This window comes from Burkholderia sp. Nafp2/4-1b (assembly GCF_003635165.1).
Classification (GTDB): Bacteria; Pseudomonadota; Gammaproteobacteria; order Burkholderiales; family Burkholderiaceae; genus Burkholderia.
In genome coordinates this window covers 256,605-268,825 of the sequence record NZ_ML058606.1, presented here as the reverse complement: position 1 = coordinate 268,825, position 12,221 = coordinate 256,605, and the positions used below count along the sequence as shown (strand labels likewise).

The following is a 12,221-nucleotide window of genomic DNA, read 5'->3' as shown; positions in this document are numbered from 1 at the left end:
CCGCCCGCCCCCCGTCGCGGCCCGTGCGCAGTACGCGCTGGCCGCCGCCGCGTGCCTGGTCGCGCTGATCGCGCTGTCGCTCGCGTGGGAACTGTGGCTCGCGCCGCTGCGCCCGGGCGGCTCCGCGCTGATGCTCAAGGCCGTGCCGCTCGCACTCGCGCTGCCGGGCGTCTGGCGGCGTAACATTTATACGATGCAGTGGGCAAGCATGCTGATCCTCGTCTATTTCGCCGAAGGCATCGTGCGCGGCATGTCGGACCGCGGGTTGTCCGCGACGCTCGGCTGGGGCGAGACCGCGCTTGCCGTCGGCTTCTTCGTCGCCGCGCTGGCGTACGTCGCGCCGTTCAAGCGCGCGGCCAAGAAGCAGCGCGCGGCGTCCTGACCCTTACGCGACCGAACGTGATGATTTCCTCCGAAGCCTTCGTATCCGCCTGCCGCGACGCGCTCGGCGCCCCCTACGTGCTGACCGATCCGCACGACACCGCGCCGTTCCTGACCGACTGGCGCCGCCGCTACCACGGCAGCGCGTGCGCGGTGCTGAAACCGGCCGATACAGCCGAGGTCGCCGCCGTCGTCCGGCTCGCGAACACGCATGGCGTCGCGCTCGTGCCGCAAGGCGGCAACACGGGCCTCGCCGGCGGCGCGACGCCCGACCCGAGCGGCGGCCAGGCCGTGCTGAGCCTCGCGCGCCTGAACCGCGTGCGCGCGCTCGATCCGCACAACAACACGATCACCGTCGAAGCCGGCGTGATCCTCGCCGACGTGCAGGCGCGCGCCCGCGAAGGCGGCCGGCTGTTCGCGCTGAGTCTCGCCGCCGAAGGCAGCTGCACGATCGGCGGCAACCTGTCGACCAACGCGGGCGGCACCGCGGTGCTGCGCTACGGCAACGCCCGCGAGCTGTGCCTCGGGCTCGAGGTCGTCACGCCGCAGGGCGAAATCTGGGACGGCCTGCGCGGATTGCGCAAGGACAACACCGGCTACGACCTGCGCGACCTGTTCATCGGCGCGGAAGGCACGCTCGGGATCATCACGGCCGCCGTGATGAAGCTGCATCCGCTGCCGGCCGCGCAGGTCACCGCGCTGGCCGCGCTCGAGTCGCCGCATGCGGCGCTTGACTTCCTCGCGCTCGCGCAGCGCGCGGCCGGCCCGCTGCTGACGGGTTTCGAGCTGATGTCGGACTTCTGCATGCAGCTCGTCGGCAAGCACTATCCGCAGCTGCGCTACCCGTTCGATCGCACGCATGCGCAGACGGTGCTGCTCGAACTGTCGGACAACGAGAGCGACACGCATGCGCGCGCGCTGTTCGAGAAGCTGATGGAAGAGGCGTTCGAGGCCGGGCTCGTGGTCGACGCGGTGGTCGCGGAAAATCTCGCGCAGTCGCGCGCGTTCTGGGACCTGCGCGAACACATCCCGCTCGCGCAGGCCGACGAAGGGCTCAACATCAAGCACGACATCGCGGTGCCGATCTCGTCGATCGCGCGCTTCATCGACGAAACCGACGCGGCGATCCAGCAGGCCGCACCCGGCGCGCGGATGGTCACGTTCGGGCATCTGGGCGACGGCAACCTGCACTACAACGTGCAGACGCCCGAAGGCGGCGATCCGAAGGCGTTCCTCGCGGCATTCCAGGAGCCCGTCAATCGCATCGTCTACGACAACGTGCATCGTCATCACGGCACGATCAGCGCGGAACACGGGATCGGCCAGCTGAAGATCGACGATGCGCAGCGCTACAAGTCGCCGGTCGAAACGGCGCTGATGCGCACGCTGAAGACCGCGCTCGATCCGCGCGGCTTGATGAATCCCGGCAAGGTCCTGCGCTGACGCCACCCACCCCGGAGCGATGTCCATGAGAGTTCGCGTGCTGTCCGACCTTCATCTCGAGAGCAACCAGCCCGACACGATCCCGCATGCCGATGCCGATCTCGTCGTGCTGGCCGGCGACATCCACAATCACGCGGAAGGCCTGCGCTGGGCGGCGGAAACGTTCGACCCGGACGTGCCGGTTGTCTATGTGCCGGGCAATCACGAGTATTACGACGGGGAATTCGGCGCGCTCGAAACCGCGATGCGCGACGCCGCGCATGCGATCGACCACGTGCATTACCTGAACAACGGCGTGTACGTCGACCCGGCGCAGCGCTTTCGCGTGCTGGGCACGACGCTGTGGGCCGATTTCTCGCTGTTCGGCGCCGACGACGCGAGCGTCGCGCGCGCGATCGACGCCGGCCAGCGCGTGATGCTCGATTTCAAGGGATTGATCCAGGTGACGTGGCCGCACGAGGCGGCACTGCATGCGGCGCAGGCGCCGGAGCGGGATTTTGCGCCAGCCGACGCGATCGCGCTGCACCGGCACAGCCGCGCGTGGCTGGAAGCCCGGCTCGCGACGCCGTTCGCGGGGCGGACGATCGTCGTCACCCATCATGCGCCGCACCTGCGCTCGCTGGCGGACCGTTATGCGGAAGACCTGGCGTCGGCGGGATTCGTCACGGACCTGGCGGAACTCGTGCGGCCGCCCGTGGACCTGTGGATCCACGGCCATACGCATACTTCATTCGATTACGTGACCGACAGCGGCACGCGGGTGGTTTGCAATCCGCGCGGCTACATCCACCGGCGCACCGGGGACCTGGAAAATCCCGCGTTTGCGTGGGACAAAGTGGTCGAGCTCGGCTGAGCGCCGGGTCAACGGATCAACGGACGAACAGGCCAGCGGGCCGCGCGATGCGGCCCTCGACGATCGGGCATGCCGCCCGATCAGGAACTCAGCGATCGGCGCGGCGCGAGCCGTGCGACGGATTCGACGACGGACGAACCCGTGCCGGCACCGGCTTCATCCGCGCCTTCGCGCGCAGCAGATCGCGCGTCGCCGCGGCGGCGGCAGCCGCACCAAGCAGAATTCCAAGGCCGATCATCAGTTGCGTATCCATTGCGGCTCCGGGTGTAGGCAGATCCAAATCTCAATGTTTGAACAGTATCAAACAGTCTGCCGTTCGATGGTAAAGAAATGTTGCGCGAACGACAAATCTCGTCAGATCCGGCGCAACCGCGCCCTCATGTCGCAGCCGTGAACTGCGCGAGCGCGGCTTCGTCGGCCTCCAGAGTGGCCGGCAACTCGTCGCGCAGGAAATCGACCCAGGTGCGGATTTTCGCGTCGAGGTACTGGCGCGACGGATACAGCGCGTAGATGTTCATCACGTGCGACCGGTACTCGGGCATCACGCGCACGATCTGACCGCTGCGCAGCCCGCCGATCGCCGAATAGAGCGGCAACCCGCCGATCCCCATCCCTTCCCGCACGGCCACCGCGAGCGCCTCGGCGACATTCACGCGGAACGGCGGCGCCGTGATCGGAATCACCTCGTCGCCGCGCGGCCCCGACAGCGCCCACTGGTCGAAGTGAAAACCGGGCGCGACCATCCCGAGACACACGTGCTGCTCGAGATCGGCCGGCGTCTGCGGCAGGCCGTGGGCGTCGACATAAGCCGGCGACGCGCACACGACGCTGTAGCTCTCGCCGAGCCGCTGCGACACGAGCCCCGAATCGGGCAGGTCGCGGCCGACGACGATCGCGACGTCGTACCCCTCGTCGAGCAGGTCGGGCATCCGTTGCGCGAGCGTCAGCTCGACGTGCACGTCCGGATAGCGCTGCCGGTAGCGCGCGATGGCAGGCACCAGGTAGTGCTGCCCGAGGCTCGTGAAGCAGTGGACCTTCAGCTTGCCCGACGGGCGCGCGTGCGCGTCGCCCGCCTCGGCCTCGGCCTGGTCGACGTACGCGAGGATCTGCTCGCAGCGCTGCAGGTAGCGCTCGCCCGCTTCGGTGAGCGCGATCCGGCGTGTGGTCCGGTTCAGCAGGCGCGTGCGCAGATGCGCTTCCAGGTCCGACACGGCGCGCGATGCGTAGGCGGTAGTCGAATTCATCTGCTGGGCGGCCGCGGTAAAGCTTCCCGCGTCGACCACGCGGACGAAAACCCGCATGTTTTGTAGCGTATCCATCCCAATACCCGTTTGAATCCGCAGGGATTGTTGCACAGGGGCCAACAAATATTATCTCAGGATTCGTAAAAATGACTTGCACCGTTGTCCGTTTATTCAGGAATCGCTGAAAAATATAATCGCCTCCGACTCATCTATATCCGAAAGGGAGAAAATCGTGCGGTCTCCGGCAACAAAAGGGACGCTGGCACTGGCGGTTCTTGCAGTCTCATTAATAATGGCCGGGTGCGCGAGCATGGGCGACAACAAGCCGCAGTCCGCCCGGATCGAAGCGAATGCGCTCGACGCCGGGGCTGCCATCCGCGCGGCCGACCGCGATGCGGGCTGGCCCGCGTCGGACTGGTGGCGCGCATACCGCGATCCGCAGCTCGACACGTGGATCGCCGCCGCGCAGGCCGGCAACCCGAGCCTGGCGGCCGCCGAGGCCCGCGTGCGCGAAGCGCAGGCGATGGCGCGCGTGGCCCGCTCGGCGGAGCTGCCGCAGATCAACGGCAACCTGTCCCTGATGCGCCAGCACTGGCCCGACAACGTGTACTACGGCCCGGGGCCGCTCGCCGACACCGACACCTGGAACAACACCGGCACGCTCGGCCTGTCGTACCACCTCGACCTGTGGGGCAAGGACAAGAACGCGACCGAGCGCGCGCTCGATACCGCGCATGCGACCGCGGCCGACGCACGGGCGGCGAAGCTCGAGCTCGAGGTCAACGTCGTGCGCGCGTATGTCGGCATGTCGATGAACTACGCGCTGCTCGACCTCGCGCACGAAACGTTCGAACGCCAGCGCTCGCTGGCCGATCTCGCGCGCAAGCGCCTGCAGGCCGGCCTCGGCACGCAGCTCGAAGTGAGCCAGGCCGAATCGACGCTGCCCGACTACGAGCGCCAGATCGACAGCTATGAAGAAGCGATCCAGCTCGCGCGCCACCAACTTGCCGCGCTCGCGGGCAAGGGTCCGGGCGCCGGCGATGCGATCAAGCGTCCGAGCCTGTCGCTCGACGCGCCGGCCGGCCTGCCGTCCGCGCTGCCGGCCGACCTGCTCGGCCGCCGCCCGGACGTCGTCGCGGCCCGCTGGACGGTCGACGCGCAGGCGCGCGGCATCGATGTCGCGAAAGCCGCGTTCTACCCGAACATCGACCTGCTCGCGACCGTCGGCGGCTTCGGCGTGACCGCGCCGTTCACCGACTTCCTGCGCGCGATGAACGGCGGCTGGACGGCCGGCCCCGCGCTGTCGCTGCCGATCTTCGAAGGCGGGCGCCTGCGCGCGCAGCTCGGCGCGGCCGACGCCGGCTATGACCAGGCGGTCGAGCGCTACAACCAGACGGTGGTCGGCGCGCTCAAGGACATCGCCGACCAAGTCGTGCGGATCCGCTCGCTCGACACGCAGAAGAAGGACGCCGCGCGCTCGGTGGCGGCCAACGACCGCAGCTATCAGCTGTCGCGCGAAGGCTTCCGTCGCGGGCTGACCGATTACGTGAACGTGCTGGTCGCGCAACAGCAGCTGTTGCGCGCGCAGGAGACGGCTGCCCGCATCGACGCGGTACGCCTCGCCGCGCACGCGCAGCTGATGGCCGCGCTTGGTGGCGGCGTCGAACCGGCGCAGGACGTGCCGGGCGGCCACGCTCCGCATGACGAAGTCGCCGCGGGTGCCGGTGTCTCCGCTGCCCCTGCCCCTGCTCGTGCCGGCGGTGCTGGTGCTGGTGCTGGTGCCGCTGCGCCGGCCGCCGCCTCGGGAGCGAAGCCCCGCGCGGCCGCCGCCCGGCCCGCGCCGGTCGCAGCGACCGCGGCGACCGCCACGCCGCTCGCACGGTAACCCGGAGCGACCGCCATGTCAGCCTCCTCCCCCGCTTCCACGCATGCCGGCGGCCCGCTCGCGGCCTGGTACGCCGCGTTCGGCGACTGGGCCCGCAGCGACGGTGCCGCGTGGCTCTATCTGTTCAAGGCGCTGCTCGCCGCGTTCATCGCGACCGGCGTGTCGATGCGGCTCGACCTGCCCGCGCCGAAGACAGCGATGACGACCGTGTTCATCGTGATGCAGCCGCAAAGCGGTGCCGTGCTCGCGAAGAGCTTCTACCGGGTCGCCGGCACGATCTTCGGGCTGATCGCGACGCTCGCGTTCGTCGGGCTGTTCCCGCAGCAGCCGCAACTGTTCCTGCTGGCCGTCGCGCTGTGGGTCGCGCTGTGCACGGCCGGCGCCGCCCGTAACCGCAACTTCCGCAGCTACGGCTTCCTGCTCGCGGGCTATACGACCGCGCTGATCGGGCTGCCGGCATCGCAACACCCGGACGGCGCGTTCATGAGCGCAATGACGCGGGTCGCCGAAATCATGGTCGGGATCGTGTCGGCCGGCGTGGTCAGCGCGCTGGTGTTTCCGCAATACACCGGCGAGCAGATGCGCACGACGGTGCGCAAGCGCTTCGGCAGCTTCGTCGACTACGTCGCGGCGGCGCTGTCGGGCCAGCTCGACCGCGCGCGCATCGAATCGATCCATACGCGTTTCGTCGCGGACGTGGTGGGCTTCGAAGCGGCACGCAGCATGGCCGTGTTCGAGGATCCGGACACGCGGATGCGCAGCGGCCGTCTCGCGCGGCTGAACAGCGAATTCATGAGCGTATCGAGCCGCTTCCACGCGCTGCACCAGCTGATGAACCGGCTGCGCGCGGCCGGCGCGCAGGCGGCGATCGATGCGATCGAGCCGTACTTCCGCGAGATTGCGCCGCTTCTGACGCGCAACGGCGAGCCGGTACGCTCATCGGCCGATGCCGCGCACGCGGCCGAACAGCTGCTCGCATGGCGCGACGCGCTGCCGCGCCGCATTCGCGCGACGCGCAGCACGCTCGAAACGCAGCCGGATTTCCCGCTGCTCGACTTCGACACGGCCGCCGAGCTGCTGTACCGCTTCATCACGGACCTGCACGAATACGCGGCGACGTACGCGTCGCTGTCGACCGCGACCCACGAGCGCGAACGCTGGATCGAGCGCTACGAGCCGCGCACCAACGTGACCGCGATGGTGATCGCCGCGATTCGCACCGCGACCGTGATCCTCGTGCTCGGCGGGTTCTGGATCGCGACCGCGTGGCCGAGCGGCGTGACGATGACGCTGACCGCGGCGGCGACCTGCGCGCTCGCATCGTCGACGCCGCGCCCGACCGCGATGTCCGCGCAGATGGGCATGGGCACGGCGCTGGCCGTGTGCACGGGTTTCCTGCTGACGTTCGGCATCTACCCGCACATCGACGGCTTCCCGCTGCTGTGCGTGGCGCTCGCGCCGCTGCTCGCGATCGGCATCTACATGACGCTGAAGCCGAAGCTCGCGGGCTACGGAATGGGCTACCTGATCTTCTTCTGTTTCCTCGCCGGTCCGGACAACATCACGCACTACGACCCGACGAGCTTCATGAACGATGCGCTCGCGCTCGTGCTGTCGATGCTGGTGTCGGCGATCGCGTTCGCGGTGCTGTTCCCGCCGACCGCACCGTGGCTCAAGAAGCGGCTGTTCGCCGACCTGCGCCACCAGGTGGTCGCGGCGTGCCACGCGCGGCTCGCCGGCCTGCGCACGCGCTTCGAAAGCGGCGCGCGCGACCTGATGTACCAGGCGCACACGCTGTCGGCCGACCAGCCCGACGTGCAGCGCGACGCGCTGCGCTGGATGTTCGCGGTGCTGGAAACCGGCAACGCGGCGCTCGACCTGCGCGCCGAGCTGGCAACGCTGCCGTCCGACCCGCGCTATGCGCCGGCGACGCCGTGGCGACGCGCGATCGAAACGATGCGCACCGCGCTGTCCGCGCTGTTCAGCAAGCCGAACGCGGCACGCTTCGACGCGACGCTTGCCGCGGTCAACACCGCGATCGAAGCGACGCGTCAGACGCTCGATGCGGTCACGCCGTCGCGCGACGAGCGCCACCGGCTGCAGCGCATCCTGAGCCATCTGCATTTCGTACGCACGGCGCTGCTCGATCCGGAGTCGCCGCTCGAGCCGCTCAATCGCAATCGCCCCGTGCGTCCCCAACAAGGAGCCTCGTCATGATGCCGCGTGAAATCGCCATTCTCGATGCCTACATGCCCACGGTCGTCCTGATGTTCGTGCTGGGCGGGCTGGCGACCTGGGCCGTCGATCGCCTGCTCGCCTACACGGGCCTCTATCGCCTAGTCTGGCACCCGTCGCTGTTCCGCGCGTGCCTTCTCGTCTGCATTTGCGGCGGACTGAGTCTTGCCGTTTACCGTTGATCCCGAACCATCATGATTCTCAGAAAACTCTTCGGCTTCGTCGCGACCGCCGTCATCCTTCTCGTCGCGATCCTGATCGGGCGCTCGCTGTGGGTGCACTACATGGACGATCCGTGGACGCGCGACGGGCGCGTCCGTGCCGAGATCGTCAACGTCGCACCCGACGTGTCGGGCGCGATCGTCGAGCTGCCCGTGCATGACAACCAGCTCGTGAAAAAGGGCGACCTGATCATGCAGATCGACCCGTCGCACTACCAGATCGCGGTCGAGCAGGCGCAGGCGGCCGTGGCCGCCCGCCGCGCGGAACTGCAGATGCGCCGCGACGACGCGGCCCGCCGCGCCGACCTCGATGCGCTCGTCGTGTCGAAGGAAAACCGCGAGAACGCGGCGCACAGCGCGTCGAGCGCCGATGCGCAGTACCAGCAGGCGATCGCCGCGCTCGACGCCGCGAAGCTCAACCTGGAACGCACGCGCGTGGTCGCGCCGGTCGACGGCTACGTCACGAACCTGCAGACGTTCAAGGGCAACTACGCGGTGGCCGGCCAGGCGAAGCTCGCGATCGTCGACAGCCATTCGTTCTGGGTCTACGGCTACTTCGAGGAAACCAAGCTGCCGCGCGTGAAGGTCGGCGCACCGGCCGAAATGCGGCTGATGAGCGGCGGCGTGATGAAGGGCCACGTCGAGAGCATCTCGCGCGGCATCTACGATCGCGACAACCCGCAAAGCCGCGACCTCGTCGCCGACGTGAACCCGACCTTCAACTGGGTGCGCCTCGCGCAACGCGTGCCGGTGCGCATCCGGATCGACGAAGTGCCGGCCGACGTGGTGCTGTCGGCGGGCACGACTTGCACGGTCATCATCGACCCGGACCAGCAGAAGAAATCATGATGGCGATCCGGCCGGGTGGCGCCCCGCCCGGCCGCGTCATTCCCAGAAGAACCGGTAAGGCAGGAACGGCGACGGGCCGAGCCCGTATTCGCCGAGCATGTTGCGCGTTCGCATTGCGAAGCCGATCGCGCCGATCACGGCCATCGTGACGACCACGTGCCGACGCCGGATGGTCGGCACCTGCAGCAACGGCACGAACACGCAGCTCATCGCGAACAGCACGAGCCACTGGAAACGCAGCCCCGCGTAGCTGACCCGCGCGAGCGCGAAGCTCGCGATCTCGCAGACGAACAGGAACACGAGCGTGCGCGGCATGCGTGCCAACAGCACCCATCCGGCCGCGAGCGTCAGCAGCGCGAGCACGAGCGGCGCGCCACCCGACATCTGCGTGGGCGGCGTGAACGCCGCATAGAGGCCGACCTTCGCAAGCAGCGCCTCGTGATGCATCGCGAACAGCACGCCGCCGATCGCGACAGCCAGCCCCGCATAGCGCAGCCTGCGCAACCGTCGGACCTGCAGCAGCACGACGAGCAGCACCGCGGACACATGCATGCCGGTCGCCGCGACCGTGAATGCGACCGACACGCCGTGCCGCCTGCGCGCCCACGCGTCCGACGCGAGCTTCGCGATGCAGAACGCGACGCCGTAGCGCAGGCCGCTCATGGCCATGTCGTAGAAGAACAGCGGAAAAATCAGCGTCGCGAACACGCACGCATCGTCGGCGCTGCGGCCGAACGCGGCGACACACGCGACGACGACCAGCAGCGTCAGGACCGCCGTCGCGATGCGCGGATCGTGCCCGAGCCATTCGAGCGCGCGCACGAGCCACACGAAGCCCGGTTCGAGCGTGCGCGGCACGACCTTCAGGTTGCCGGCCCAGATGCCGGCGATGATGTCCTGGTAGACCGCGGTGTCGGTGCCCGTCCGGCCTCGCAGCAACGCGAAGGCGGCGGCCGGCGCGATGCCTGCCGCCAGCCAGCGCCACGCAACCACGCGCATGCGCATGCCGATCGCGGCGGACGCGAGCATGCACAGGTACCCCGTCAGGTAAATGGTCAATGTCATTGTCTCGACCCGCTCGGTGTGCGATTGCACCGCGATTCGGCGTCCATGCGCCGCGGGTTCTGGCCCCATGTGTGTGGTCGCGCATTGTAAGCGATTGCGCGCGGGCCGACCGTCGGGTTTTGTCATCGATTGGTTGTACCCGGCGGCCAGCGGCCGGCGTGCGTCGCGAAGGGCCAGCCCGCGACGCAGCGATAAGGCGCGACTGTCAGGCCGCCAGGCGGAAGCGCCCCACCAGCGACTTGAGCGCCTGAGCCTGTTCGTCCAGCGCGTTCGCCGCGGCCGCCGCCTGTTCGACGAGCGCCGCATTCTGCTGCGTGCCGGCATCCATCTGCGTGACCGCGCGGCCGATCTCGTCGATCCCCGCGCTCTGCTCGTCTGATGCGGCGGAGATCTCGCCGATGATGTCCGTCACGCGCTTGACCGCCCGCACCACGTCGTCCATCGTGCGGCCCGCATCGTGCGCGAGCGCCGCGCCGTTGGCGACGCGCTCGACCGACGAGCCGATCAGCTCGCGGATCTCCTTCGCCGCGGTCGCCGAGCGCTGCGCGAGCAGCCGCACCTCGCCCGCCACCACCGAAAAGCCGCGCCCCTGTTCGCCCGCACGCGCGGCCTCGACCGCCGCGTTCAGCGCGAGAATGTTGGTCTGGAACGCGATCCCCTCGATCGTGCCGATGATGTCGCGAATGTTCTTCGCGCTGTCGTCGATCTCGCTCATGGTCGCGACCACGCGACCGACCACTTCGCCGCCCGCTTCCGCGACCGCCGACGCATTGGCCGCGAGCGTGCTCGCCTGCCGCGCGTTTTCGGCGTTCTGCCGCACGGTCGACGTGAGCTCCTCCATGCTGGCCGCGGTGCGCTCGAGCGCGACGGCCTGCTGCTCGGTGCGCCGCGACAGGTCGAGGTTGCCGGTCGAAATCTCGCCGGACGCGGCCGCGATCGCCTCGGCGCTGACGGCGATCTCACCGACGGTCGCCGCGAGCCCGGTCTGCATGTCGGACAGCGCGCGCACCATGCTGTCGCGGTCGTGCCGGGCGAGCGGAATCGGCCGCGTCAGGTCGCCGCGCGCGATGTCGGCGGCAATCGCCTTCGCATCCGCCGGCTCGCCGCCGAGTTGCGAGGCGAGGCGGCGCACGACGCGCTCGGCGATCGCGATCGCCAGCACGATCAGCGCGGCCGTCATCGCCGCGATCATCGCGAACGACGACGAGAAGATCGTGGCGGACGCATCGAGCGTCGCCTTCGACTTCGCGCCGCGCGTCTTCACGAGCATCGCGACGAGCTTCTCGAGCTTGCCCGTCTCGACCAGCAACGATACGTCCTGCGTGCCGACCTGCCAGTTCATTTGCGACAGGTCGAGCGGCTGCGCCTGCACGAGCGTGACGAAATCACGCAGATGGCCGCTCCACGTGCCGACCGCCATCGAGAATGCGCGCAGCCGCGCGGAATCGTCCGCATCGGCCGGATCCGCGTAACGCTGCAGCGTCGCGAGCGCCTGCCCGATCGACGCGAGCCCCGCACCGACTTCGGCGCCCAGGTCGTCGCGCTCCTTCGCGGTCGTTGCGGTCAACAGCATCTTCTGCGCGCGGCTCGCCCGCAGCACCTCGGCGCGCACCTCCTCGGCGGCCCGGCTCGCGACGTGCCCCTGCTCGTAGACCGACGCGATCGACGCGTTCAGCCGGCTGATCTGCCACAGCGAAAACACGCCGATCGCGAGCGTGCCGACCAGCAGGATCGCGAACGCGGCGCGCAACGTCGCCTTGACGGTCCACGGCCGGCGCTCGCGCCGGGCTGCGCGCGGACGACGGCCGGGCTTGACGGCCGGGTTGGAGGCGACGCCGGCCGCAACCGGCTGCGGATGCAATGATGCTGCTTTCATCGATATATCCCCGTATTGAGCACGCCGCCGGAAAGGTCGGTTCCGACGGGCTTCGCGATGGCTGCCCGTGCCGCGCGTCCTGCGTCCGTCCGGCTCGTGACCGGGGCCGGGCGCGGCGCGCCTGTGTTGACTTTGCGTTTCTACGGCAACCGCCGGCATTCCTTGAGTC

General features: G+C 69.1%; 11 protein-coding genes. 7 read left to right on the top strand and 4 right to left on the bottom strand.

What is annotated here, in order from left to right; all coding sequences use genetic code 11:
* The first annotated feature begins 37 nt into the window (after window positions 1–37).
* The 3 genes from C7H84_RS17165 to C7H84_RS17155 are packed head-to-tail and all read left to right on the top strand — an operon-like array spanning window position 38 to window position 2,677.
* Window positions 38–382: a DUF2069 domain-containing protein gene (locus C7H84_RS17165; RefSeq protein WP_121859989.1), complete on the top strand. Its 345-nt coding sequence runs from the start codon at window positions 38–40 to the stop codon at window positions 380–382.
* A 20-nt stretch (window positions 383–402) separates the two neighbouring features.
* Window positions 403–1,824 (top strand): FAD-binding oxidoreductase, encoded by a 1,422-nt coding sequence (locus tag C7H84_RS17160; protein ID WP_121859885.1) that lies wholly within the window; start codon window positions 403–405, stop codon window positions 1,822–1,824.
* A 25-nt stretch (window positions 1,825–1,849) separates the two neighbouring features.
* A complete protein-coding gene (locus tag C7H84_RS17155; RefSeq protein ID WP_121859884.1) occupies window positions 1,850–2,677 on the top strand; it encodes a metallophosphoesterase in 828 nt (275 codons plus the stop codon).
* Between the two features lie 88 nt (window positions 2,678–2,765).
* Here C7H84_RS17155 and C7H84_RS36415 read toward each other — a convergent pair whose 3' ends face one another.
* A complete protein-coding gene (locus C7H84_RS36415; protein WP_162999296.1) occupies window positions 2,766–2,930 on the bottom strand; it encodes a hypothetical protein in 165 nt (54 codons plus the stop codon).
* A gap of 124 nt (window positions 2,931–3,054) precedes the next feature.
* Window positions 3,055–3,996, bottom strand: coding sequence for a LysR family transcriptional regulator (locus tag C7H84_RS17150; RefSeq protein ID WP_121859883.1), 942 nt, complete (start codon window positions 3,994–3,996; stop codon window positions 3,055–3,057).
* Between the two features lie 157 nt (window positions 3,997–4,153).
* On the opposite strand from C7H84_RS17150, the gene C7H84_RS17140 reads away from it, so the two are divergent.
* The 4 genes from C7H84_RS17140 to C7H84_RS17125 are packed head-to-tail and all read left to right on the top strand — an operon-like array spanning window position 4,154 to window position 9,111.
* Window positions 4,154–5,806, top strand: a complete 1,653-nt coding sequence (locus C7H84_RS17140; RefSeq protein ID WP_121859882.1) for an efflux transporter outer membrane subunit — start codon at window positions 4,154–4,156, stop codon at window positions 5,804–5,806.
* Between the two features lie 15 nt (window positions 5,807–5,821).
* Window positions 5,822–8,023 (top strand): FUSC family protein, encoded by a 2,202-nt coding sequence (locus tag C7H84_RS17135; protein WP_121859881.1) that lies wholly within the window; start codon window positions 5,822–5,824, stop codon window positions 8,021–8,023.
* Complete coding sequence (locus tag C7H84_RS17130; RefSeq protein WP_121859880.1) at window positions 8,020–8,223, top strand: DUF1656 domain-containing protein; 204 nt, start codon at window positions 8,020–8,022, stop codon at window positions 8,221–8,223. The genes C7H84_RS17135 and C7H84_RS17130 overlap by 4 nt, the downstream gene beginning before the upstream one ends.
* Window positions 8,224–8,235: 12 nt before the next feature.
* Complete coding sequence (locus C7H84_RS17125; protein WP_121859879.1) at window positions 8,236–9,111, top strand: HlyD family secretion protein; 876 nt, start codon at window positions 8,236–8,238, stop codon at window positions 9,109–9,111.
* 36 nt (window positions 9,112–9,147) lie between these two features.
* Here the strand turns inward: C7H84_RS17125 and C7H84_RS17120 are convergent, their stop codons facing one another.
* Together C7H84_RS17120 and C7H84_RS17115 are read right to left on the bottom strand one after the other, a co-directional pair.
* On the bottom strand, window positions 9,148–10,176 hold the full coding sequence (locus tag C7H84_RS17120; RefSeq protein ID WP_162999295.1) for an EpsG family protein: 1,029 nt from the start codon (window positions 10,174–10,176) through the stop codon (window positions 9,148–9,150).
* Between the two features lie 205 nt (window positions 10,177–10,381).
* Entirely contained in the window at window positions 10,382–12,052 is a 1,671-nt protein-coding gene (locus C7H84_RS17115; RefSeq protein WP_121859877.1) for a methyl-accepting chemotaxis protein, read from the bottom strand.
* Between the last annotated feature and the right edge of the window lie 169 nt (window positions 12,053–12,221).

What these genes read in the sequence shown, in the direction of transcription:
- C7H84_RS17130 (WP_121859880.1), top strand. Translation starts at nt 8,020, where the DNA reads ATGATGCCGCGTGAAATCGCCATTCTCGATGCCTACATGCCCACGGTC.
- C7H84_RS17135 (WP_121859881.1), top strand. Translation starts at nt 5,822, where the DNA reads ATGTCAGCCTCCTCCCCCGCTTCCACGCATGCCGGCGGCCCGCTCGCG.
- C7H84_RS17115 (WP_121859877.1), bottom strand. Translation starts at nt 12,052, where the DNA reads ATGAAAGCAGCATCATTGCATCCGCAGCCGGTTGCGGCCGGCGTCGCC.
- C7H84_RS17120 (WP_162999295.1), bottom strand. Translation starts at nt 10,176, where the DNA reads ATGACATTGACCATTTACCTGACGGGGTACCTGTGCATGCTCGCGTCC.
- C7H84_RS17155 (WP_121859884.1), top strand. Translation starts at nt 1,850, where the DNA reads ATGAGAGTTCGCGTGCTGTCCGACCTTCATCTCGAGAGCAACCAGCCC.
- C7H84_RS36415 (WP_162999296.1), bottom strand. Translation starts at nt 2,930, where the DNA reads ATGGATACGCAACTGATGATCGGCCTTGGAATTCTGCTTGGTGCGGCT.
- C7H84_RS17160 (WP_121859885.1), top strand. Translation starts at nt 403, where the DNA reads ATGATTTCCTCCGAAGCCTTCGTATCCGCCTGCCGCGACGCGCTCGGC.
- C7H84_RS17125 (WP_121859879.1), top strand. Translation starts at nt 8,236, where the DNA reads ATGATTCTCAGAAAACTCTTCGGCTTCGTCGCGACCGCCGTCATCCTT.
- C7H84_RS17150 (WP_121859883.1), bottom strand. Translation starts at nt 3,996, where the DNA reads ATGGATACGCTACAAAACATGCGGGTTTTCGTCCGCGTGGTCGACGCG.